Origin of the sequence: Maricaulis maris, assembly GCF_036322705.1 — a bacterium.
GTDB classification, from domain to species: Bacteria; Pseudomonadota; Alphaproteobacteria; order Caulobacterales; family Maricaulaceae; genus Maricaulis; species Maricaulis maris_B.
This window is the reverse complement of the sequence record NZ_AP027270.1, coordinates 426,848-449,584: the sequence shown is the minus strand read 5'-3', so window position 1 is coordinate 449,584 and position 22,737 is coordinate 426,848. Positions and strand designations below refer to the sequence as shown.

General features: G+C 65.9%; 17 protein-coding genes. 5 read left to right on the top strand and 12 right to left on the bottom strand.

Going from position 1 to position 22,737, the window contains the following annotated elements; translation table 11 throughout:
• Position 1: 1 nt before the first annotated feature.
• The 8 genes from AAA969_RS01915 to AAA969_RS01880 all read right to left on the bottom strand — a co-directional run bounded on the left by AAA969_RS01915 (position 2) and on the right by AAA969_RS01880 (position 12,398).
• Entirely contained in the window at positions 2-556 is a 555-nt protein-coding gene (locus AAA969_RS01915; RefSeq protein WP_338243034.1) for a GspH/FimT family pseudopilin, read from the bottom strand.
• Complete coding sequence (gene gspG, locus AAA969_RS01910) at positions 556-1,011, bottom strand: type II secretion system major pseudopilin GspG (RefSeq protein WP_338243032.1); 456 nt, start codon at positions 1,009-1,011, stop codon at positions 556-558. Before gspG ends, AAA969_RS01915 begins: the two co-directional genes overlap by 1 nt.
• A 10-nt stretch (positions 1,012-1,021) precedes the next feature.
• On the bottom strand, positions 1,022-2,263 hold the full coding sequence (gene gspF, locus AAA969_RS01905) for a type II secretion system inner membrane protein GspF (protein ID WP_338243030.1): 1,242 nt from the start codon (positions 2,261-2,263) through the stop codon (positions 1,022-1,024).
• Positions 2,250-3,803, bottom strand: coding sequence for a type II secretion system ATPase GspE (gspE, locus tag AAA969_RS01900; protein WP_338243028.1), 1,554 nt, complete (start codon positions 3,801-3,803; stop codon positions 2,250-2,252). Before gspE ends, gspF begins: the two co-directional genes overlap by 14 nt.
• Positions 3,796-5,757 (bottom strand): type II secretion system secretin GspD, encoded by a 1,962-nt coding sequence (gene gspD / locus AAA969_RS01895; RefSeq protein WP_338243026.1) that lies wholly within the window; start codon positions 5,755-5,757, stop codon positions 3,796-3,798. Before gspD ends, gspE begins: the two co-directional genes overlap by 8 nt.
• On the bottom strand, positions 5,754-6,629 hold the full coding sequence (locus AAA969_RS01890) for a type II secretion system protein N (protein ID WP_338243024.1): 876 nt from the start codon (positions 6,627-6,629) through the stop codon (positions 5,754-5,756). Before AAA969_RS01890 ends, gspD begins: the two co-directional genes overlap by 4 nt.
• 216 nt (positions 6,630-6,845) lie before the next feature.
• Positions 6,846-9,512, bottom strand: coding sequence for a TonB-dependent receptor domain-containing protein (locus AAA969_RS01885; RefSeq protein ID WP_338243022.1), 2,667 nt, complete (start codon positions 9,510-9,512; stop codon positions 6,846-6,848).
• A 78-nt stretch (positions 9,513-9,590) separates the two neighbouring features.
• Positions 9,591-12,398 carry a hypothetical protein gene (locus tag AAA969_RS01880; RefSeq protein ID WP_338243020.1) on the bottom strand — a complete coding sequence of 936 codons (2,808 nt, stop codon included), beginning with the start codon at positions 12,396-12,398 and terminating at the stop codon, positions 9,591-9,593.
• Between the two features lie 586 nt (positions 12,399-12,984).
• Here AAA969_RS01880 and AAA969_RS01875 point away from each other — a divergent pair.
• The 3 genes from AAA969_RS01875 (at position 12,985) to AAA969_RS01865 (ending at position 17,107) form a co-directional block, all read left to right on the top strand.
• Entirely contained in the window at positions 12,985-14,238 is a 1,254-nt protein-coding gene (locus tag AAA969_RS01875; RefSeq protein WP_338243018.1) for a type III PLP-dependent enzyme, read from the top strand.
• Positions 14,239-14,313: 75 nt separating this feature from the next.
• The gene (locus AAA969_RS01870; protein WP_338243016.1) at positions 14,314-15,360 is read left to right on the top strand and encodes a 1,9-bis(guanidino)-5-aza-nonane synthase; all 1,047 of its coding nucleotides are present in this window, start codon (positions 14,314-14,316) and stop codon (positions 15,358-15,360) included.
• A 1,288-nt stretch (positions 15,361-16,648) separates the two neighbouring features.
• Complete coding sequence (locus AAA969_RS01865; RefSeq protein ID WP_338243014.1) at positions 16,649-17,107, top strand: hypothetical protein; 459 nt, start codon at positions 16,649-16,651, stop codon at positions 17,105-17,107.
• 33 nt (positions 17,108-17,140) lie between these two features.
• Here AAA969_RS01865 and AAA969_RS01860 read toward each other — a convergent pair whose 3' ends face one another.
• The gene (locus tag AAA969_RS01860; protein ID WP_338243012.1) at positions 17,141-18,757 is read right to left on the bottom strand and encodes a peptide ABC transporter substrate-binding protein; all 1,617 of its coding nucleotides are present in this window, start codon (positions 18,755-18,757) and stop codon (positions 17,141-17,143) included.
• A gap of 210 nt (positions 18,758-18,967) precedes the next feature.
• Between AAA969_RS01860 and AAA969_RS01855 the strand changes: the two genes are divergently transcribed.
• Complete coding sequence (locus tag AAA969_RS01855; protein WP_338243010.1) at positions 18,968-19,615, top strand: MarC family protein; 648 nt, start codon at positions 18,968-18,970, stop codon at positions 19,613-19,615.
• Here AAA969_RS01855 and AAA969_RS01850 read toward each other — a convergent pair.
• Positions 19,612-20,214, bottom strand: coding sequence for a hypothetical protein (locus tag AAA969_RS01850; RefSeq protein WP_338243008.1), 603 nt, complete (start codon positions 20,212-20,214; stop codon positions 19,612-19,614). The two genes, AAA969_RS01855 and AAA969_RS01850, sit on opposite strands and share 4 nt — an antisense overlap.
• A 197-nt stretch (positions 20,215-20,411) precedes the next feature.
• Between AAA969_RS01850 and AAA969_RS01845 the strand changes: the two genes are divergently transcribed.
• Positions 20,412-20,636, top strand: coding sequence for a hypothetical protein (locus AAA969_RS01845; RefSeq protein ID WP_338243006.1), 225 nt, complete (start codon positions 20,412-20,414; stop codon positions 20,634-20,636).
• Here the strand turns inward: AAA969_RS01845 and aguB are convergent.
• Both aguB and AAA969_RS01835 read right to left on the bottom strand, forming a co-directional pair.
• Entirely contained in the window at positions 20,612-21,469 is an 858-nt protein-coding gene (gene aguB / locus AAA969_RS01840) for an N-carbamoylputrescine amidase (protein WP_338243003.1), read from the bottom strand. The genes AAA969_RS01845 and aguB overlap by 25 nt on opposite strands.
• Positions 21,470-21,474: 5 nt before the next feature.
• Positions 21,475-22,737: a serine hydrolase domain-containing protein gene (locus tag AAA969_RS01835; RefSeq protein WP_338243002.1), complete on the bottom strand. Its 1,263-nt coding sequence runs from the start codon at positions 22,735-22,737 to the stop codon at positions 21,475-21,477.

Below are 22,737 nucleotides of genomic sequence, written 5' to 3'. Positions count from 1 at the left end.
CTCAGAGGCCCGCCTGCCGGGTCAGCCCGCCTGAGGTGAGCCCGCCAGAGGTCTGCCCGCCAGAGGTCCGCCCGGCTGAATCCGGCCAATCGAGATCGACCGAGGCCTCGGCAGTCTCGAGGCGGAGGCGGAAGGGTTCGGTCATGCCGGCCGGATCAAACCAGATGACCGGAATGGCCGCCGCCGTGTCGCTGTCCGACGCCGCATACATCGCCTCACGGGCCACCAGCCGGACCGTCTCCGGCAGGACACGGGCGCGCAGGGCGGGGTGATCGGAGAGCGGCCACCAAGTCTGGTCGAGATAGCGGTAGAAGGCATAACCGGTGCCGAAATCATCAATGGCGAGACCGATCGGCGTGCCGGAGATGATCGCTTCGTCGCGCGCCACCTGCAGCCGCGCCGACAGGGCATCCGACGCCGCCTGCAACGGCGTGCGCGTGGGGGCCATGGTCAGGGTCACGGCAAAGGCGACAATCGCCAGGATCGAGATCCCGACGAGGATTTCGATCAGCGACAGTCCGGCCTCCCGGCTGGCATATGACGGCCGGGCCTGCATCAGCCCTGCCAGTTGCCGATATCCGCGTCGAGGCCGTCGCCGCCCTCGCGGCCATCGCGGCCGAGCGAGAAGATATCCATCATGCCGTTCCGGCCGGGATAGACATACTGGTAGGGATTGCCCCAGGGGTCGCTCGGCAGGCGGCGGATATAGCCGCCATCACGATAGCGCTCGGCCCCGTCGCGCGGCGGCATGGTGAGGGCGACAAGGCCGGCCTCGGACGAGGGATATTCACGCATGTCCATGCGGTAGGCATCGAGGGCCTGTTCCAGCGTCGCGATATCGGTACGGGCCTTTTGCACCATGGCCTGGTCCTGGGCCGGCAGGACATTGATCACGACGATCGTCGCCAGCAGACCCAGAATGGTGATCGAGATCAGGATTTCGAGCAGCGAGAAACCGGCTTCGCGGTCGGTCTCGTCGCCCTGTGCGGTGTGAGCGAGATGGTCGGTCATCGACGCCTCCCTAGCCTAGAGCCAAAGTGTTGAGTTGAAGGATGGGCAGCAGGATCGAGAGCACGATCACCACGACCACGCCGCCCAGAACAAGGATGATCCCGGGCTCGAGCAGATTGAGACCCACGGTGATGGCGCCGTCGGTTTCCTGGTCCATCTGGTCGGCGGCGCGGCGGAACATTTCCCCCAGCGCGCCCGAGCGTTCGCCGGCAGCGACCATGAACAGCATCAGGGCCGGAAACCAGGTCCGGGCCCGCAGCGCATCGGTCAGCGAGCGGCCGCTCTCGACCTCGACGAGAACGGTCTTCAGCCGGTCCCGGAAAGCGAGATTCCGGGTCGCCCGTGTCGCCGCGCGCAGGGCATCGGGCAAGATCGCCCCGCTCTCGATCAGAATGCCCATGGTGCGGGCAAAGCGCGCCGATTCGACCTGGCGCAGGAAGCTCCCCAGACCGGGCAGGCGCGCCACCGCCGCGTCCAGTCGCAGGCGCGCGGCCGGCTGACGCAAGGCGAGGACACCGCCCGCGACCAGGGCCAGCAAGCCGGCCAGGATGAGCGGCCAGCCCGCGCTCAAGAAACCGGAGGCGGCAATCATGAAACGGGTCAGGGCCGGCAGGGACATGCCCATGCCGGTGAATTGTTCGGCGATCCGCGGGACGACAAAGGTCATCAACAGGGTCACCACACCGGCCGCGACCGTGCTCAGCACAAGCGGATAGATCAGGGCGCCGGTGATCCGGTTGGCGACCGCCTCCTCCTTCTCCAGATAGTCGGCCAGTCGGGCCAGCACCTGGTCGAGCCCGCCCGCGACCTCGCCGGCCGCGACCATGGCGCGATAAACGGCGGGGAAGGATCTGGGGAAGGCCTGCATCGCGTCGGACAGGCGTTCACCCTCCGAGACCCGGGCGCGCACGGCCATCAGGACGCGGCGCATGTGATGGCGGCCGCCCTGCTCGGCGAGCAGTCCGAGGCATTCGGCGACCGGCATGCCGGCCCCGAGCAGGCTGGCCATCTGGCGGGTCACCAGCATGCGTTCGCGTGCCGACAGGTCCTGCTGGCGCAGGCGGTCCATCAGGCTGGCCCCGGCGCCCTCACCGGACGCCACACCGCGGCGCGCCTCGGCCTCGCGAATGGATAGCGGCGCCATGGCCCGACCGCGCAAGGCGCGCCGTGCCGCCAACGCGCTGTCAGCGGTGATCAGCCCGCGCGCCTTCTTGCCGCGGGCATCGAGGGCTTCATACTCAAACGCCGGCATGACGCTCGCCCTCCTCGCGGCAGACGCGCAGCACTTCAGCCAGGCTGGTCGTCCCGGCCAGCGCAAGGTCGACGCCGTTGCGGAACAGGGTCGGGCGATGAGCGAAGGCGTGCGCCGCCATATCGCTCTCGCGGGCATCGTCATGGATCTGCTTGCGCAGTGTCTCGTCGATCCGGACCAGCTCGTAGACACCGGTCCGGCCGTCATAGCCGGTCTGCTTGCAATGGGCACAACCGGTCGGCCGGTAGAGCGTGACCCCGGCCGGACCACTCAGGCCGAGCAGGGCGTGCTCGGCGGCATCCGGCACATAGGCCTCGCGGCAGTGACCGCACAGGCGGCGGACCAGGCGCTGGGCGATGATGGCGGTCAGGGTCGAGGCCAGCAGATAGCTCTCCACGCCCATGTCACGCAGCCGGGCGATCGCGGCGACCGCCGAATTGGTGTGCACGGTAGACAGGACAAGGTGACCGGTCAGGCTGGCCTGGACCGCGATCTGCGCGGTCTCGGCATCGCGGATCTCGCCGATCATGACGATATCCGGGTCCTGCCGCAGGATGGCCCGCAGGCCGGCGGCAAAGGTCATCCCGACCTTGGCATTGACCTGGGTCTGGCCGATCCCGTCGATGGCGTACTCGACCGGGTCCTCGACGGTCAGGATATTGCGGGTCTCTTCATTGAGACGATTGAGCCCGGCATAGAGGGTGGTGGTCTTGCCGGCACCGGTCGGGCCGGTCACCAGGATGATGCCATTGGGCTGGGCCAGCGCCGCCTTCATCTCGTCCAGCATCGCCGCGGGCATGCCGAGATCGTCGAGCCGCAGACGAGCCGCGGAATTGTCCAGCAGGCGCAGCACGACCCGCTCGCCATGCCGCGACGGCAGGGTCGAGACGCGGACATCGACCGACTGCCCGCCCAAGGTGATCGACAGGCGACCATCCTGGGGAATGCGTTTCTCGGCAATGTCGAGCCGGGCCATCACCTTGATCCGCGAGACCAGCGGCGCGGCGAGGCGCGGCGGCACGGAGGCCGTCTCGTGAAGCACGCCATCGACCCGATAGCGGATCGAGACGCGGTCCTCGAAAGGTTCGACATGGACGTCGGAGGCGGCCGTTCGTACCGCCTCGGCGATCATGCCATTGATCAGGCGGATGATCGGCGCATCGCTATTGCTGTCGAGCAGATCCTCGGTACGCGGCATCTCGTCGATCAGGCGGGTCAGGCTGTCATCGCCCGCGTCGGCACTGTCGAGCGTGTCGGCCCCGAGGCCGGAATAGGCATAGATGTCGGACAGCGCCCGGTCATACGCGTCCGTCGCGCATTCGCGCACCGGACAGCTTTGTCCCACCACACGGCGCAGCTCCAGCAGGGCCCGGCGATCCGAACCACTGCGCAAGAGGAAAACGCCCGCCTCACCGCTCCCGGTCGCCGGCTGGAAAGCGACGCCTTTCTGGCGTGCAAAGGCGTAGGTAACCGGGGTCCGGCCGACCGCATCATCGGCTCCGGCGCGAGCGGCGTCGGCGATGTCAGCGGTTTCAGTCACCCGCTGTCTCCCGCGAGGCCACGGCGTCCTGGCCCATTTCGACCAGCATCATCTCGACGATCGACTCCAGCGAGCTGGTACCGTTCTCGCTGCCGGCGATCTGGGCCGAGCGGATGAAGTCATAGCGATTGTCCGTCAGCGCCTGCATGTCGGCTTCAGAGCGGATGATGGTCGGGCGGATGAAAACCATCAGATTGGTGCGGCGGCGCTGGGTTCCCTCGGAGCGGAAGAGACGTCCGACACCGGGCAGGCGGCGCAGGCCCGGCACACCGGTCTCCGAGACTTCATCCTCCTGGCGGATCAGACCGCCGAGCACGATGATCTCGCCATTGTCGGCCAGCACCGTCGTCGAGATCTGGCGCTTGTTGGTGATCAGGTCGGTCGAGGCCGCATTGACCGCACCGGCCACCGAGGAGACTTCCTGCTCGATATAGAGGCGCACCGTATTGCCCTCGGTGATCTGCGGGCGGACCGTAAGTTTCACGCCGACTTCCTGGCGATCCACGGTGCGGAAGGGGTTGGTATTGTTCGAGCCGAGCGCCTCGCCGGTGGTGACCGGGATTTCCTGGCCGGACAGGAAGGAGGCTTCCTCATTGTCGAGCGCGAGGATGGAGGGCGTGGCCAGCACGTTGGAGTTCACATCGCTCTCGACCGCGTTGAGCACCAGGCCGAACAGATTGCCGTTGCCATTCTGGCCGCCGAAACCGAGCGTGCCGCCGGTTGCCGAGAGCAGCGAATTGATCGCCGCCTGGCGCAGCGAGACATTGAGATCGCTGGTGTCATCCCCCGGCGAGGCCGCCGCGCCGGTGATCGCCAGCAAGTCGGGATTGGTCGAGGAGAAACGGGTCATCGCCAGCGGGGCGTCGCCCTCGCCGCCGGCCAGCAGCATCTGCACGCCCAGCTCGTAAGCCGTATCATCGGACATCTCGACAATGATGCCCTCGACAAGAACCTGCGGACGGCGGATGTCGAGCTGGCGGATCACCAGTTCGAGCTGGCGCTGGACGTCAGGCTCGGCATTGATGACCAGCGAATTGGTCGGCGCATGGTGCGAGACCGACGGCGAGCGGCTGACGCCATCGCTCGAGGCCAGCGTGTCGACGACCTGCTGCAGGATCGGCAGGAGATCCTCGCCATCGGCATGGCTGAGATAGATGACGCGAAAGCTCTGGTTGGACTGGCTGACACTGTCGACCCGGCGCACCAGGGCGATCATCTGGTCGACCGCCGCGCGATTGCCACGCAGCAGGACCGTGTTGGAGGCCGGGATCGGCGCGATCGCGACATTGAACGCGACCTCGTCCTCGCCGGTCGCCGAGCGGGTCCGCATCTGCTGCAGGATACGGGTCATGTCGGCGGCCGAGACATTGGCCAGCTCGACCATCTCGACCACCGAAGTGTCGCGGTCGAGGTCGCGGATCACCTGACGCAGGCGGGCGATATTCTCGGCATAGTCGACCATCACCAGCACATTGCCGGTCTCGGTCGCATTGACGCTGCCCTGGGCGCCGACCAACGGCCGCACCACGGCCAGCGCGTCACGCGAGGCGACGTGGTTGAGCCGGACCACGCTGGTCACGTACTGGTCACCGCGCAGATTGGAATTGACCGGGTTGGCCGAACGCGCGCCGGCCTGGTCAGGCACGATCTGGTAGGCGCCCGACGCGGTCGGCACCACGGTGTAGCCATGCACCCGCATGGTCGACAGGAAGACCTGGAAATACTGGTCGGCGGTCAGCGGCGCCTGCGAGGTGATGGTCACCCGGCCGCGCACATTGGGGTCGACGATGAAGGTATAGCCGGTCACCGCCGAGACATCGTCGATGACGGCCTGGATCTCGGCCTGGTTGAAATTGACCACCTGGTCCTGGGCCTCGCTCCGGGCGACAGGCACGGCCACCAGCAGGGTCAGGGCGCACAGCGCCGCGAGGGCGGATTTCGCAAACAGGGTCATTGCGGCAAGGTCCTCGACAGGGTCAGGGGCAGACCGCCCCGGGTAATGGAAAAACGGATCGCCTCGCCGCCGGCATTGCTGTCGAGCAAGGCCTGCAGGTCACCGATTGCGGCAACCGGGCGGTCATCAATGGCGGTCACGACATCGCTGACACGCAGGCCGAGCACGGCCAGCATGTCGGCATTGCCGCTCTCGATGCGGTAGCCGGTCAGGCTGTCACCGGCATACAGGCCGCGAACCTGGAACAGGCCGGCGACGTCGTGGAGCTGGCCGCGACGGTCGGCGGCAGGCTGGCTGCGGGCGGCCGGAGCGGCGACGCCCGACGGCGCTGTCTCGCGCGCGGCTGCGGCGTCCTCGGGTCGCAGGTAAAGGACTTCGGCGATGCCGCGGCGGCTGATCCGGACATGATCCACATGCACCCCCTCCAGCGTCACGCCATCGAGGATCTCCATGCCGACGCGAAAGAAGCGCTGGCGATTGTCCGGTGTCTGGATGATCGCGCCCCCGGCCTCGGGCGTGGCACCACGGCGCACCCCCCGCAGGACCAGGGCGAGCCGGGTTTCAGGCACCAGGTCCGGCTCGGCCCGGTCAACCGCGCCGGTGCGCGGGTCGGAGAAGAGATGCGTCTCGCGCAGCCGGGTCAGGTCGGCGACATAGGCAGACCCGCCGCGCGCACCGGCGCCGGCCTCGAAACTGTCCTGCTGGAAATCACTGGCGCTGGCCCCGAAGGCGATCAGCCAGATCAGCCGGGCCAGAACGAAGGTCAGGGCGACCAGCAGACCCAGTTCAACCGCGCGAATGACCAGACGGACCCGTGCCGGCATCCGCGAGCGATCGCCGCGTCCCTGCTCGAGTGTCGGTGTTTGCGTCATCGCGATCAGCGCCCGTGCCTGCGTCCCGGGACAGAGCGCGCGGGGCGCGGTTGAACCCGTGGGTATCCGCCCCGGATACACGCGCTGTACGTCAGTTTGACGACGGTTCGCCGTCAGTTTTACGACGTTTCGCGGTTCGTCGTTTCATCATGAAAAAACGGGGCGAACCGCCTGGTCCGCCCCGTCCTTCTCATCGTCCCTGTCAGCGCTTGCAGGCTACCAGGTGCGGCTCACCGAGAGGCTCAGCGAGGTGCCGATATCATAGGTGTCGACCGGAAGTTCGACGCCGCCGGCAGCCTGGAAGGCTTGATAGTCTTCGCCCAGGATATTGCGGATCGAGAACCCGAAATCCCAGTCATTGCCGCCCAGATCGAGCGTCCGCGAGTAGACGAAATCAAGCGAGGCCGGCAATTGCTCGACGATCGCCGGGAGATCGTCGGACAGGTTGGCCACGGCCCGGGTCCGCTCACCGGTATAGTTGTACAGCAAGGCGCCGCGGGCCCGACCATCAAAGGTCTCGAAACCGACCTGCAGGTTGAACAGGTATTCCGACTGGCCTTGCAGGGCCCGGCCATCCTCGACGAAGCCGGCCGCGTTCAGCTCGATCGCCAGCGGGTTGCCGAAGGCACCCTGGGCGATCGTGACCGTGCCATCTGCCGAGACCTCGGACTGGATGTAGGTGAAGTTGGTCTTGATGAACCACTCACGGTCATTGAAGAAGGCCCCGTCCCAGCGATCCGAGAAGTCGAAGGACTTTTCGAACTCGAACTCGGCCCCTGTCAGCGTCGCTTCCGGCGCGTTGATGAAGGAGGTGTTGAGCCCGTCACCGATCGGGATGATGTATTCCTCAACCGGGTTTTCCAGCACCTTGTAGAAGGCGCCGACCGTGATGAACTGGTCCCGGCCGAAATAGTATTCCAGACGGGCGTCATAGCTCTCGATATCCGTGTTCACCAGATAGGGATTGCCCTGGAAACGCTGGTCGGTATCGGTGTTGAAGAACTCGGCGAAGGCCAGCTCGCGGAATTGCGGGCGGGCGATCGATTGCGAATAGCCGGTGCGGAGCTGGAGATTGTCGGCAAACGTCCAGGTCAGGGTCAGGGCCGGAAGGACATAATCCTCCGCGATCCGGGTCTCGACGAGGCCGCTGTCCGCCGCACTGGCCGGGAAGGCATAGGTGTCGACTTCCTGGGTGCCGTCCTCGAAACGGGCACCGAAAGCGGCCCGCACGAAGTCGGTCAGCCCGACATCGACGCCGGCATAATAGGCTTCGACGTCCAGAGTCCCGTTATAGGCTTCCGGGAAGGTCAGACCGCCCGTCTCGACGAGACGCAGGCGCTCATCGACAATGTTCTGCGTCGCGAAGATGTAGTCGATCCGCGAGAACAGGAGGTCTGCCGGAATGCCGTCCGAACCCTGTTCGAAGGCGAACTGGCGGGTATAGGCATCCCGCTCACGGCTGGTGTTGGCGTAGCCGGCCTTCAGCTCGGCATCCAGGCCACCGACGGACACCGGCAGGGTCAGGTCGAAACCGGCATCCCGGGTGCTGTCCTCGATCTCCGAGAAGCGCGTGAAGTTGTCGTTGATATCGCCTTCATAGCGGTAGGTCTGGAGGGCGTCTTCATACTGGTAGTTCACGAAGCGCTGATAGGGCGCGTCGCGGGTCGCGGTGGCGTCGGACAGGCGCCAGTCGAGCGACAGGCCGCCCAGGCTGTCGAACAGGTGTTCGCCGCGCAGCTGGTTGAACACCACCTGGCGCTCGAACCATTCGGTATAATCGCCCCGCAGGACGGCCGAGGAGCCGGCATTGAACTGCTCTTCGATTCGGGCCTCTTTCGAGGTCGAGCGCAGCACCATCGACAGGAAGGTCAGCGCGTGATCGTTGTAGAAATCAACGCCGACCGAGAGAAGGCCCGAGGCTTCGATCGTGTTCTCGGTTCCGAAGAAGTTGTTGATGCCTTCGCCGAGCGGGGCCAGGCCGAGACGATCGGCGCTGGGCGGACCGTTCTCGTAGACCAGCTCATTGCCGGCCCCGATGGCGCCCTTGCCGCGCTGGCCTTCGCGGGTCTCCCACTCGTTCGAGTAGGAAGCCGAGGCCAGCACACCGAGCGAGAAGTTCTCGAAGTCAAAGCGCTCTCCGGCCTCGACCGAGATCGAGCCATTGGCGTCCGTGTCGATCTGCTGGACAACCCAGAGCTCGGAATTGACCAGCGAACGGCCGATTGCCTGCTGCTGGTCGGCGGGCAGGTTGTTGCCGACGCGGGTGGTGTCGAAAACCGCCGCGAGTTCGGCCGGCATGTCGCGCAGGCCGTCATCATAACCCATCCAGTCAGTGTCCGAACCGGCATAGGTCAGACCGTGATTGCCGGTCGTGACGGTATCGCCACTGGCTCCGATCGAGACGCTGAAGAAGCGGTCATCCGGCAGGGTCGAGGTTTCGATGCCGATCACGCCGCCACCGAATTCACCGGGGAATTCCGGCGAGAAGGTCTTCTGGACGAGGACGTTGGAGAGGACGTTGGTCGGCAGGAGGTCGAGCGGGGCGGCGCGGCGGAAGGGCTCCGGCGACGGCATCGGTGAGCCGTTGAGAAGCGTGTTGGAATAGCGCTCGTTGAGACCGCGGACGACCACGAAGCGGCCCCCCGTCGAGGACAGGCCGGTGACGCGGACCAGGGCCGAGGCCAGGTCGCTGTCGCCGGTTGTTTCCAGGTCATCGATCGACAGCGAGGCCGCGACCTCCGAGGTCACCCGGCGATCATCGGGAATGTATTGGAAGCGGACTTCGATGACATCTTCATCGGCGTCCTGGGCGAGGGCACTGACCGGTACGAGCGTCGTGGACGCCAGCAACGCAGCCGAGAGCGCAAATCGAGTGGTTTTCATCTTCATCACCATGTGACTGCGATTGACATGCAGCCTGGCCGGCCGGCCCCGCAGGACCGGCCGGTTCAGGCGGTTGCGTTACGGGCGCTGGTAGGTCCAGCCCTGGTACCAGGTGTCATTGGCGTCCTTGACGGCGCCGATGTAGTCGACGTCGACGAACCAGCTGTCGAGCGCGTTGATGTCGAAGGCGGTGACCGCTTGCTCGGTTGCGCCCGGCACGACACCGGCATTGCCCGGGATGAAGGTGAAGCCCGTCATCGTGTGGGTGATCTCGGCATTGTTCGGCTGGCTCAGGAACCAGGTCGAAAGGTCGACGGTGTCGCCGGCGCTCTCGTCGAAGTTCGTCGTACAATCCAGAACGATGGACTGCATGATGATGTCTTCATCGCCGGCAGCGCCGGAGGCGCCGATACGGTCGAAGGTTTCCTGGTCGTCGATGTCGAGGCAATCCTCGCCGAAATCGACCACGATGCCGTTATAGAGCTCACCGGCGGTACCGGCGCGGAGCAGCATGCCCTGGTCCGATTCCGCGGCTCCGCGCTCACCGATCAGGGTGAAGTTGGAGATGCGCGGGTTGGAGCGCGGCAGCAGGGTGTTGTTGGAACCGCGATTGTCGAACTCGAAGCCCTGGTCGGCATCGTCGCCGGCCTGCGCCACGATCACGAACTGGGCGCGACCGATCCAGCCATCGGTGTAGTCGAAGCTGTCATCGCGAATGCCGGTCAGGACCAGGTGGCTGACATCCACCGCGCCGCCGAACATCTCGATGCCGTCATCGGCATTGTTGTGGACCTGGACATAGTCGACTTCCGTGCCCGAGCCGACGCCCTGGAAGGCGATGCCGTTGAGCTCGTCCTCATTGTTGATGAGGAAGCCGGCATATTGCAGGCGGGTGTAGAAGATATTGCCCGAGTCATCGGTCGGCGTGGCACCGCCGAACAGGCCCGAAGAGCCCTCGCCGGACTTTTCGCAATCCACCGTGCCGCCGACGGCCGTGCCGTCGATACAGGCATTGATCGGGGCGCGACCATTGATCACCAGACCACCCCAGAGACCGCGATCATTCGTCCCGACCGTGCCTTCGACATCGGCGCGGGCCGTCATGATCACCGGCGCCGTGCGGGTGCCGTTGGAGCGGATGGTGGAGCCGCGGGTGACGACGATATAGTCGGACCCGGCGGAGCCGAAGATGGTGACACCCGGATCGATCGTCAGCTGGGCTTCGATGCCGGACGGCAGCGGGCTGGCCGGATCGGGGCCGCGGTCGACACCGACGAAGACCGGACCGACGAGCTCGTAGATCGAGCCGCGGGTCAGGCGCAGGTCGGAGGTGACATTGCCGGTCAGCTGGCAGACGCGCTGGTTGTTGATCGTCTCGGACGATTCGGTGGTGCCGGTCGGGCAGCCCGGATCGGCGAACAGGTTGAAGGTCCAGCCGGCCGCCCAGTTGGACGCGCTCGTCTCGGCGCCGGAGAAGGCACCGATATAGTCGACATCACTGAACCAGGGATCGAGACCATTGATGTCGAAGGCCGGGGTGGCCAGCTCGACCGGTCCCGGGAAGACGCCGGACATCGTGTGGGTGATCTCGGCATTGTTCGGCTGGCTCAGGAACCAGGTCGACACGTCGACCGGGTCACCGGCGCTCTCGTCGAAATTGGTCGTACAATCGAGCACGATGGACTGCATGATCAGGTCTTCATCACCCGCCGCGCCCGAGGCGCCGATGCGGTTGAAGGTCTCGGTGTCGTCGATGTCGAGGCAATCCTCGCCGAAATCGACCACGATGCCGTTATAGAGCTCACCGGCGGTGCCGGCGCGGATCAGCATGCCCTGGTCACTCTCGGCGGCGTTGCGCTCGCCGATCAGGGTGAAGTTGGAGATGCGCGGGTTGGAGCGCGGCAGCAGGGTGTTGTTGGAGCCGCGATTGTCGAACTCGAAGCCCTGGTCGGCATCATCGCCGGACTGGCGGACCAGCACGAACTGGGCGCGGCCGATCCAGCCATCGGTGTAGTCGAAGCTGTCATCGCGGATATTGGTCAGCACCAGGTGGCTGACGTCGACGGTGCCGCCGAACATCTCGATGCCGTCATCGGCATTGTTGGAGACCTGGACATAGTCGACCTCGGTGCCCGAGCCGACGCCCTGGAAGGCGATGCCGTTGAGCTCGTCCTCATTGTTGATTAGGAAGCCGGCATAGCGGACCTGGACATAGCGCAGGATGCCGCTGTCATCGGCCGGGTTGTCGCCGCCGAACAGGCCCGATGAGCCTTCGCCGGACTTGACGCACTGGGCCGAACCGCCGACCGCGGTGCCGTCGATACAGGCGTTGATGGGTGCATAGCCATTGATGATCAGGCCGCCCCAGAGACCGCGATCCAGCGGCGCTGCCGTGCCTTCAATGTCCGAGCGCGCGGTGAAGACCACCGGCGCATCGGCGGTGCCGACCGCTTCGAGGCGCGAGCCGCGCGTCACGACCAGGTAATCCGAACCGGCCGAGCCGAACAGCGTGGCGCCGGCGCCGATTTCCAGCGTCACCGAGGTGCCGCCATCAAGACCGACGAAGGTCGGGCCGGTGATGATCACGCCGGCATTCGGGGCGACCACGGTGTTGGTGGTGATATTGCCGGTGATCTCGCAGGCATTGATCGTGATCGTGCCATTGGTGACCGAGGTCTCGCGGATCGAGCCGGTGCCACAGCCGCCGGCCGGAACCAGGTCGATCGTGGTCTGGCTGCCGCCGCCGCCACCGCCACCACCGCCGCCCGGAGGCGTACCGACATTGGGCGCGCCAGGCGAGGAGATGGACGTGTCCGAACAGGCTGCAAACAGGCAGCAGGCGGTCGAGACAAGCAGGAGCTTGCGAAAGTTTGGCTTCACCGACATGGAAGTCCCCCGGGTCAGGAATGAATTTCATCGACGATCGAGGGGATCCGTTTCGCCCCGATCACTCGGGAGGCGGGTAGACAGCAGCATTGTAACGGTTGAATGACACGGCGCGTCGCAAACCGGTCGCGAGCGGCGGCTGATCGTCGGCGAGCGACGCGGATTCCTGATCCCGGCCGCGGCTCAGCCCTGTTCTGCCTCAGCTTTTTATTTTCATCGTCTTTTCGGGTAATTACGAAGCGTTATGGCTTGAATTTTTTGTGACAGGCAGCCCTTCCGGGCGCGCCTCGACGCCATTTCGGGAAGGCCCGAAACGAGACCGGGAATCGGGCTCTCGAGGGGATTGATCCGGGCACGGACGGAAATAGCGGGGGTTGCTTATCGGGTGGCGATGCGCGACCGTCCGCCCTCATTTGAACGCCGCGCTTCCGGCCCGGCAAAGCAAGGGAGGACACCATGCCGACCCGAAATTTCGCCCCCCGAAAATTTCCTGCTTTACACACCGGAAAATTGGCCTTAATCGCGCTCTTCCCGGCGGAGGTGACGATGCCGGATTGGGTTAACAACGAGCAGGGGGTCACGTGAATTGCACACGTACCATACTCCCCTGGACCTGGTCCGTTCGCGGCACGTAGAAAGTCCGGTCGTCTGTGTACGTCCGGCGCGTGTTGCTGAAGCAGGCCGCTGGTTCCAGGACAATTTCCCGGGCGAAGTCCTCTACGCCGTGAAAGCCAACCCCGCACCCTGGATCCTCCAGGCGCTGCACAAGGCCGGAACGCGTTTCTTCGACGTCGCCTCGATCCCGGAAATCCAGCTGGTCGCGACCCATTGTCCCGATAGCCGCATGGCCTTCCTGCATCCGGTCAAGAGCCGCGAGTCGATCCGTCGCGCCTATTACGAGTTCGGCGTGCGCATCTTCGCGCTCGACTGCGAGGCCGAGCTCGCGAAGATCCGCGAAGAGACCAATAATGCCGACGACGTCACGCTGATCGTGCGCCTGGCGGTCTCCAATGACGGCGCAATGTTCTCGCTCGCCGGCAAGTTCGGTGTCCCGGCCTATGAGGCCGCGGAACTGATCCGGACGGCCCGCGCCCACGCCTTCGAGCTGGGTGTGAGCTTCCATGTGGGCAGCCAGTGCATGCAGCCCTCGGCCTACCGCTCGGCCATGATGGAAGCCTCGCGCCTGATTGCCCAGGCCGGCGTCACCGTCGACATCGTCGATGTCGGGGGCGGTTTCCCGTCGATCTATCCGGGCATGAACCCGCCGCCCATGGACGAGTACATCACCGCCATCGAGGATGCCTTCGAGGAGATGATGGTGCTCGAGAATGCCGACCTTTGGTGCGAACCCGGCCGGGCCCTGGTGGCCGAGGCCGAGTCGGTGCTGACCCGGGTCGAGCTGGTCAAGGGCGACGCCCTCTACCTCAATGACGGCGCCTATGGCCGCCTGTTCGACGCGGCGCACGCCAAATGGCCCTTCCCGGTCCGGCTGCACCGCCCGCGGACCCATGGGCCGGTTGGCGAAGCCAGCGAGCAGACCGCGTCCTTCCGCTTCTTCGGACCGACCTGTGACAGCCTGGATGCCATTCCCGGACCGTTCGAACTGCCGGCCGACATCCGCGAAGGCGATGTCATCGAGATCGGCATGCTCGGCGCCTATGGCACCGCGCTGGCGACCGACTTCAACGGCTTCGGCTCGGTCGAGTTCGTCGCCGTCGAGGACATGCCGTGGCCGTCGATGTTCGAGGTCCAGTCCGACCAGGCCGAGGACGACCAGTCCACGGTCATCAATTTCGCCCGCGCCCGCCGGCGCCGCCCGCGTCTGAAACGACGCGCCTGATCTGTCAGGCGGCCTGACCCGGCGGGTCAGGTCCCTGCAACACGAGCCTGATCCGTCAGGACCGAGGAGATTTCCATGACCGACACGTCCAACCGCAAGGCCGAGCTGCTCTCCAGCCCGGTCGAACATATCGACATCACCGCCTTCGACGGCCGTCACATGATCGACGCCTGGGAGAAGATGTCCTTCACCTCGCGCGATGCCGCGCGCGCTGCCCGCATCCTGGAGCAGGCCGTCGCCGATCCCGATTGCTCGGTGATCCTGACCCTGGCCGGCTCGACCTCGGCCGGCGGCTGCATGCATGTCTGGCGCGACATGGTGCGCAACAACATGGTCGACGCCATCGTCTCGACCGGTGCCTCCATCGTCGACATGGACTTCTTCGAAGCGCTCGGCTTCAAGCACTACCAGGCCAAGGAAATCCCCGACGACCGCGAGCTGCGCGATCTCTATATCGACCGCATCTACGACACCTATATCGACGAGGAAGAGCTGCAGGCCTGCGACGCCGCGACGCTCGAAATCGCCAACCTGCTCGAGCCGGGTCCGCGCTCCTCGCGCTCCTATATCAAGGCGATGGGCAAATGGCTGGCCGACGGCAATGCCAAGAAAGAAGGCTCGCTGGTCCAGGAATGCTATGAGCAGGGCGTGCCGATCTTCTGCCCGGCCTTCTCCGACTGCTCGGCCGGCTTCGGCCTCGTCAAGCACCAGGTCGAGCGCATGAAGGCCAACAAGCCCTATCTCTCGATCGACAGCGTCGCCGATTTCCGCGAGCTCACCGACATCAAGATCAAGGCCGGCAAGACGGGCCTCTTCATGGTCGGTGGCGGCGTGCCCAAGAACTTCGCCCAGGACACCGTCGTCTGCGCCGAAATCCTCGGCGTCGAAGTGCCGATGCACGCCTATGCCGTCCAGATCACCGTCGCCGACGTCCGCGACGGTGCCTGCTCCTCCTCCACGCTCAAGGAAGCCTGCTCCTGGGGCAAGGTCGACGTCGCCCTGGAACAGATGGTCTTCGCCGAAGCCAGCACGGTCGCCCCGGTCATCGCCTCCGACGTCTACCACCGCCGCGACTGGGAAAAACGCCCGCGTCACCGCTATGGGGACATGTTCCAGGACTAGGGCTTCGGCTCAGCTCTGACGAGAAAAGCCCCGGCGGTGACGCCGGGGCTTTTTTTGTTTCCACCTCACCCCCCACCCCACCGTCATCCCACGGTGGCCGCGAAGCGGGCATCCGGGGGACCTGTGCTTCCCCGTCGACGGCCTGGCTGAGGTCCCCCGGATCGCGGCCTTGCCGCGACCGTGGGATGACGGTGGGAAATTGGGGTGATGGTGTTGGAGCGGCTACGGCGCACTCCCGGCAAGGGGTGAAGGGCGAAGCGGGCGCCGGCACGCTCTTCGAAACACCCAACTCCTCCGTCATCCCACGGTGACCGCGAAGCGGGCATCCGGGGACCTGCGCTTCCCCGTCGACGGCCTGGCTGAGGTCCCCCGGATCGCGGCTGTGCCGCGACCGTGGGATGACGGTGGGGAATTGGGGTGATGGTGTTGGAGCGGATGCGGCGCACTCCCGGCAAGGGGTGAAGGGCGAAGCGGGCGCCGGCACGCTCTTCGCAACACCCAACCCCACCGTCATCCCACGGTGGCCGCGAAGCGGGCATCCGGGGGACCTGTGCTTCCCCGTCGACGGCCTGGCTGAGGTCCCCCGGACAAGCCGGGGGATGACGGTGGGGAATTGGGGGTGATGGTGTTGGAGCGGATATTGCGTCATCCCGGCAAGGTTTGAAGGACGAAGCGGGCGCCAGCACGCACTTCGCAAAACCCAACCCCACCGTCATCCCACGGTGACCGCAAAGCGGGCATCCGGGGGACCTGCGCTTCCCCGTCGACGGCCGGGCTGAGGTCCCCCGGATCGCGGCCTTGCCGCGACCGTGGGATGACGGTGGGTATGAAGCGATCAAAGGGATCGAAGTCGACCGGCTTATCCCCCGCCGCGCCGCCCTAACCCACTGCAAATACTCGCTTTCCCACCTACCTTATCCGCCCCCCTTCTCGCCCGCCCCATACTCCTTCCCGTCCCGCGCTGCTCGAGGCCCGGATTGGTGATCCGGGGGCGCTGGGAGGACGGAGCTCGTCCGGTTGTCTGGAAACACCGCCAGACCAACCCGGCGTGGCCATCGGCAGGACGGCGGCACAAAGCTCTACCGTTTGTTCCTGTCGGTTTCGAGACGGGGCCGGTAACGGCTCCGACCAAATCTCCGTGTGCGGGGTACCTCCGGTGCCACTCACATAAACACAAGCCATCCGGCACCGGCCGGGCCCCGCACCCCTCATATCGCCAGGTGGCAACACCGTGGCGCGGGCAAACCTGCCCGCCCCTGCCACGCACACCTTCAGGAAAGGATCGCCCATGTCACGTCGGCTCCCCGCCCGCCATCGTCAGCGCCAGCGCAAGTGCCCGATGACGCTCCAGTCACGACTGAGCGGAGAGCCGCCCGATGCGCCGCGGGTCGGACGGCACTGCCTGGGAGCGGCGGCCCTGGCGCTGGACAGGGGCGATGACAGGGTCGCCCGCAAATTGCTCGATCTGGCCGGGACTTTCATTGCCCAGTCACGGGCCAGTGTTGCACTGGCCCGCGAGCAGATCCGCCTGAATGACGAGACCGAAGCCGCCCGGCGCGCCGCGAGGGTCGCCTGGTACAATGCGGTCGGCGCCACGGTCGAGGAGGTCGAGATCGACCTGCAGATCGAAGAGGATGCCGAACGCATCCGCCGCGCCCGTCAGGCCGGATACCCGGTGGAGGAACCCCGCTGGGAGGCGAGCTGGGCGCATGTCGGTGGACGCCGGAAGGGCGAAGGCAAACCGTGAGGCGGCCGCCTTCGCCTCATCTCCCCCGGGCCCCTACTCCGACGTCTCCACGACATCTGTCGTGCACAGCCAGCGGCTCTGGTTGATGCCGACGCGATTGGTCTGCCAGCCGGTGATGCGGGGGCTGACGAGGTCGCGGCTGGCTTCGAACAGGATCGGCGTCGAGGCACTGCCGGCGAGGAAGAGACGTTCCGCCTGCGCCAGCAGGTCGGCGCGCTCTTCCGGGTCCGGTGTGGCCACCGCGGCCGCGGTGAGTGCGTCGAATTCGGGGTTGGAATAGCGCGCGTAATTGATCTCGCCGGCGCGCGTTTCCCATTGCAGGAGATAGGCATAGGGGTCGTCGAAATCGGGCACCCAGCCGGAGGTCGCGACCTGGAAATCACCGACCCGCATGGCGTCATAGTGAAGCTGGCTGTCACGCCCGGCGAGCTCGACCTGGACCCAGGGCGCAATCGTTGCCCAGTCCTGCTGGATCACCGGCACGGTGCGCGGCCAGCTGGCCGAGGGCTGGTAGAAAAGGGTGAAGGCGAGCGGGTTGTCGGGGCCGAAGCCGGCGGCTTCGAGCAAGGCCCGCGCCTCGGCCCGGCGGGCCTCCATCGACAGGTCGAGATAATCGATGCGGACATCATCGCGGCGCCCGGCAATACCCTCGGCGACCACGCGGGTCGCCGGCATGTCGCTGCCGCCGAGCACGGTATCGGTAATGAAGGTCCGGTCGATCGCCATCGACAGGGCCCGGCGGACCCGGACATCGTCGAAGGGCGGTGAGGTCGTGTTGAAATCGAGTGTGCGCGACAGCGTGCCCGGCGCGACCCGGACGATCTCCGGCGCGCGCTCGTTCAGGAAGGCGGTATTGCCGCTGGAAAAATCATTGTTGAGATCGAGCTCACCGCTACGCACGCGGCGTTCAGCGGCGGCGGTGTCGACGGTGGGAAAGTAATAGACATCCGTCAGGCAGACATTGGCGGCGTCGAAGAAGGTCGGATTGGCGCGCAGGTGGATGAAGTCATTCACCCGCCAGTCGACCAGGGTGAAGGCGCCCGAGGTGACGATGTTTTCCGGCCGGATCCAGGCGTCACCATGTTGCTCAACGACATGGCGCGGCACCGGCTGCCCCCAGAACATGAGGATGGAGGGCAGGAAGGGCGTCGGCCCTTCCAGGGTCATCTCGACCGTCCGCTCATCAATCGCCCGCACGCCCAGCGACGTGACCGGCACGCGGCCCTCATAGACGGCCTGGGCGTTGGCGATGGGGAAGAGCGGGGCGCCGAACTGGTTGCCGGTCGCCGGATCGAGGGCGCGCTGCAGGCCGAAGACGACATCATCGGCGGTGATCGGTGTGCCGTCCGACCACAGCGCCTCGCGCAGGGTAAAGGTCCAGACCAGGCCGTCCTCCGAAACATCCGCGGTATTGGCCAGGGCCGGGATCGGGTGCGCATCGGCGGTCGGTTCGTAGAGCCCGGTGAAGAGGTCGGCGATGATGACCCGCTCGTCCATGATATGGGCCTTGTCGGGATCGAGGCTGAGCGGTTCGATCGTATTGCCGCGATAGATCGTGCGGGCCTCGCCACCGCCGGCAGCGGGCTGGCAGGCGGCCAGCAAAAGCGAGGCCGTCAGCGCGGCAAACATCAATCCGGTCAGGCGCTTCATGGCAATCCCCCCTGCTCCTCAGCAGCGTGGACCGGCGCGGCGGACCGGGCAAGAAAAACCGCCCGGCTCGCCAGTGATCAGGCAATTATCGAAGACTTGGGAAGCAAGTTGCAGCGTTTTGGCATGGGAACCATGCAGCTCGCCGCCGAAACAGGGGGTGACGCCGCGGCGCCGAACCGATATGCGGGCGGCTCAGACAGGACCGCCGACATGCTTGAACTCTTCACCTCCGCCCTTGTGACCTTCTTTGTCGCCATCGACCCGCCCGGCGTGGCGCCGATTTTTGCCGCGCTGACCGATGGTGCGCCGAACGCGCACCGGCGCCGGATGGCGATCAAGTCGGTGATCATCGCGACCGGTGTCCTGCTCGGCTTCGCGCTGGGCGGCGGCTGGCTGCTCAATGCCATGCATATCAGCCTCGACGCCTTCCGCATCGCCGGCGGTGTCCTGCTCTTCCTGATGGCGCTGGAAATGATCTTCGAGAAGCGGACCGAGCGCCGCGAGGAACGGGCCGAGACGATCATCGGCGAGCATGACGAGCACCCCGAGACCTGGGACGACATCTCGGTCTTCCCGATGGCCATCCCGATGCTGGCCGGTCCCGGCGCCATCGCCACGGTGATGCTCTACATGTCCGACGCCAGTGGCTGGATGGAACGCGGTGTCGTGCTGGCCTCGGCCGGTGTGATCCTGGTGGTCTGCCTGGTCACCTTCCTGCTGATCGGCCCGGTGATGCGGGTGATCGGCGACTCGATGGCCGCCATGATCACGCGCATCCTCGGTGTCATCCTGGCCGCCCTCGCCGCCCAGTTCATCATCGACGGCATTCTCGGCGCCCTGGTCACCGGTCACGCCTAGTCGGCGACCCGGGTCAGCGTCATTTCCAGGGTCGGGAAACACGTGCCCTGCGGATTGCAGTACTGGCCCGTCTCGACCCAGCTGTCGCCCTCGATCCAGGCCTCGAACACCATCCGGCCCTGCGGCCCGAGCGTGATTTCCCACTGATAACCGGTCTCGGTGATCGTCATCGGATAGCTTTCCGGCGCGCCCCGCGCGGTTGCGGCGAACATCTGGTAGCCGCCGTCCGCGATGCTGACAAAGCCGCCGGCATCATGGACCAATCGACCGTTGCGGCCTTGACCTGCCGGGGCATAGCCCATGCCGCGGATCATGATCGCATTGCCGCCACCAATGCTTTCGACGCGCTCGAAAATGTCGAAACTCTCTCGACTGCCATCCGGCATGGCCGACCAGCCGGTGCCCTGCCATTCCCCGACCATGCTGGCCAGGGCGTCTCCGGGCAGGATATCCGGCACGGCCACTTGCGCAGCGGCAGGCGCCCCCATACCTGTCATGGCGAGACAGGCGAACATGACGGTCCCGGCGAAATTGCTGCGGCCCGTCGCGCGCGGTGCCTGGCCGGCTGGGGCCGGAGTTCCTGTGATTTCGGTCTGCATGTCGATCTCCACTGACTGATGCAAGAGTACTTTACATTACAAAGTACTTTTTGATAGCGGGATTCGAGCGCCGCCCGTCCACCCGACTGCCCGAAACAGATCAAGCCTTGCGGAAACCAAGTGTTAGCCGATTTCTGCCATTGTGATGCCACAGAGGGGTCGATGATAACGACCACGCGGGGGTATTGGAGGAATGCATGGGCTACAGCCTTGCCATGCTGCTCACGGCAGCGACCGTAACCGCCGGCGGATTGACGGCGTCAGCGTTCAGCCTGACCCAGGGTCAGACCGACCAGGCCATCGCCTTTGGCTGGCCCGCCATCGCGGTCGCCTTCGTCATCATCATGCTACTGCCGACCGGCAAGCGCCGTGACCGGGCCCGCCACGACCGACACCGTCAGGACGAGCGCGGCGTGAAATAGGGCTCGTAGAGGTCCGGACGCCGATCACGGAAAAAACCCCAGGCGGCGCGGTGGCGCTGCAGGTAATCCAGATCAAACGTGCCCGACACGATCCCGCTCTCGCTGCGTCCCAGCTCGTCGGTCTTCTCGCCGGTATGACTGGCGACAAAGGATGAGCCGTAGAAGACCTGCCCCCCCTCGTCACCGATCCGGTTGGCGGCGATCACCGGGATCACGTTGGAGACGGCATGGCCCTGCATCGCCCGCTGCCAGCGCGCCGCGGTGTCGAGGCTGTCATCATGCGGTTCCGACCCGATCGCGGTCGGGTAGAGCAGCACCTCGGCGCCCAGCATGGTCATGGCCCGGGCCGCTTCCGGGAACCACTGGTCCCAGCAGATACCGACCCCGATCTTGCCGAATTTCGTATCCCAGACCTTGAAGCCGGTATTGCCCGGCCGGAAGTAGAATTTCTCCATATAGCCCGGCCCGTCGGGGATATGGCTCTTGCGGTAGACGCCCAGCACCGAGCCGTCGGCATCCAGCATCACCATGGAATTGTAGTAGTGCGGCCCGTCGCGCTCATAGATCGAGACCGGAATGACGACGCCCAGCTCGGCGGCCAGCGGCTGCAGGGCCGTCACACAGGGGTGCTCCATAGCCGGATAGGCCGCCGCAAAGAAGGCCTCGTCCTGGACCTTGCAGAAATAGGGCCCCTGGAAGAGTTCCGGCGGCAGGATGACCTGGGCACCCTTGGCCGCCGCCTCGCGCACCAACGCGGTGACGGTCGCGATATTGGCGGCCATATCGGTCCCGAAAGCGGCCTGAAGGCCGGCGACAGTGAGTGTACGTGCCATGAGGGTCAGTCCTCCACGAAGCGATCAAGCCAGGTTCCCGGACCATTTCCGGTGCGCAGGTCCATGACGGTCGGCCATAACCACCAGGCCGGGCGGTTATCCGAATTCCAGAGCGCTACAAAGGCGAAACCGGTCTCCGGTTCAAGCACGATCTGCGCGCCATAGCCGGACAGGTAACCGGAATGCAGCACCAGGGTCCGCCCTTCCCAGTCATACACCCGCCAGCCCAGCCCGTACCAGGTCTGGTCGACCCGGGTGCGCAGATCGCCAAGACGACGGGTCTCGCGCACGGTATCGGTCAGAGGCGCATGGATGCGGGTTCGGACCGGTTCGGACAGGCCCGGCCGCGTGCCCATCTGCACCTGCGCCCACACGATCATATCGTCCAGCGACAGGTTGAGCCCCGAGGCCGAGGGGATGGTGTCATAGGGTGTCGCCGGATCGCCCGGCCGGTTTCCGAGCCGCCGCCAGCCACTGTGCGGACGCGCCCAGGACGGTGACGCTGTCAGCGCCGCTGTGCCAATGGAGGCCGAGGGCAAGCCGAGCGGCTCCAGAAGCCGGTCGCGCAAGGCGCTGGAGAAGTCCTCGCCCGTGGCGTCTTCGACCAGGCTCTCGAGCGCCGAAAAGGCGATATTCTGGTAAGTATAGCACTCGCCCACCGGGCAGATCAGCTCGACGCCGGACAGGCGTTCCCGGATCCGCGACGGGGCCTGGCCAGCCTCGAGATCGAGATCATAGGCGTTTGGCGGCAGGCCGGTCCGGTGACTGGCGATCTCTTCCAGCGTCGGCTGTCGGCTGCCGCGGACCCGCAGCACATCGCCCGGCACCGGGGCTGACAGGTCGAGCAGGCCCTCGGCTTCGAGAACACCGAGCAGCGTGCCGGTAAAGGTCTTCGAGACAGACGCGGCTCGGAACAGCGTCTCGCGCGTCACCGCCTCGCCGGAACCGGCCGCGGTCTCGCCATGAGTATAGATGAAGACCGGCTCCCCATTCTCGATCACGGCCGCGACGAGACCGACCACGCGCCGGTCGGCCAGCGCCTCGTCAAGCCGCGCCTCGAGGGTTTCCAGATAGGGGAAGGTCGCCCGGTAGGGATAGAGCACCGCCAGCCCGGCCTGATCCGACGGGGTCACGCTGTCAGACGGCACCGCGGGCGCCGGCTCGGCGACCAGGGCCGTCAGCTGGGCCGCGGCCCGCGGCGACGCCGCCAGACCGGTCAGGGCCGCACACAAGACAGTCGTGAAGGCAGTCAGGGCGGATCGGATCAA

Excerpts from the sequence above, each read along its gene's own strand:
- AAA969_RS01860 (WP_338243012.1), bottom strand. The coding sequence starts at position 18,757 with ATGAAGCGCCTGACCGGATTGATGTTTGCCGCGCTGACGGCCTCGCTT.
- AAA969_RS01865 (WP_338243014.1), top strand. The coding sequence starts at position 16,649 with ATGTCACGTCGGCTCCCCGCCCGCCATCGTCAGCGCCAGCGCAAGTGC.
- AAA969_RS01855 (WP_338243010.1), top strand. The coding sequence starts at position 18,968 with ATGCTTGAACTCTTCACCTCCGCCCTTGTGACCTTCTTTGTCGCCATC.
- AAA969_RS01915 (WP_338243034.1), bottom strand. The coding sequence starts at position 556 with ATGCAGGCCCGGCCGTCATATGCCAGCCGGGAGGCCGGACTGTCGCTG.
- AAA969_RS01870 (WP_338243016.1), top strand. The coding sequence starts at position 14,314 with ATGACCGACACGTCCAACCGCAAGGCCGAGCTGCTCTCCAGCCCGGTC.
- AAA969_RS01890 (WP_338243024.1), bottom strand. The coding sequence starts at position 6,629 with ATGACGCAAACACCGACACTCGAGCAGGGACGCGGCGATCGCTCGCGG.
- AAA969_RS01850 (WP_338243008.1), bottom strand. The coding sequence starts at position 20,214 with ATGCAGACCGAAATCACAGGAACTCCGGCCCCAGCCGGCCAGGCACCG.
- AAA969_RS01845 (WP_338243006.1), top strand. The coding sequence starts at position 20,412 with ATGGGCTACAGCCTTGCCATGCTGCTCACGGCAGCGACCGTAACCGCC.
- AAA969_RS01880 (WP_338243020.1), bottom strand. The coding sequence starts at position 12,398 with ATGTCGGTGAAGCCAAACTTTCGCAAGCTCCTGCTTGTCTCGACCGCC.
- gspD (WP_338243026.1), bottom strand. The coding sequence starts at position 5,757 with ATGACCCTGTTTGCGAAATCCGCCCTCGCGGCGCTGTGCGCCCTGACC.
- aguB (WP_338243003.1), bottom strand. The coding sequence starts at position 21,469 with ATGGCACGTACACTCACTGTCGCCGGCCTTCAGGCCGCTTTCGGGACC.
- AAA969_RS01885 (WP_338243022.1), bottom strand. The coding sequence starts at position 9,512 with ATGAAAACCACTCGATTTGCGCTCTCGGCTGCGTTGCTGGCGTCCACG.
- gspG (WP_338243032.1), bottom strand. The coding sequence starts at position 1,011 with ATGACCGACCATCTCGCTCACACCGCACAGGGCGACGAGACCGACCGC.
- gspF (WP_338243030.1), bottom strand. The coding sequence starts at position 2,263 with ATGCCGGCGTTTGAGTATGAAGCCCTCGATGCCCGCGGCAAGAAGGCG.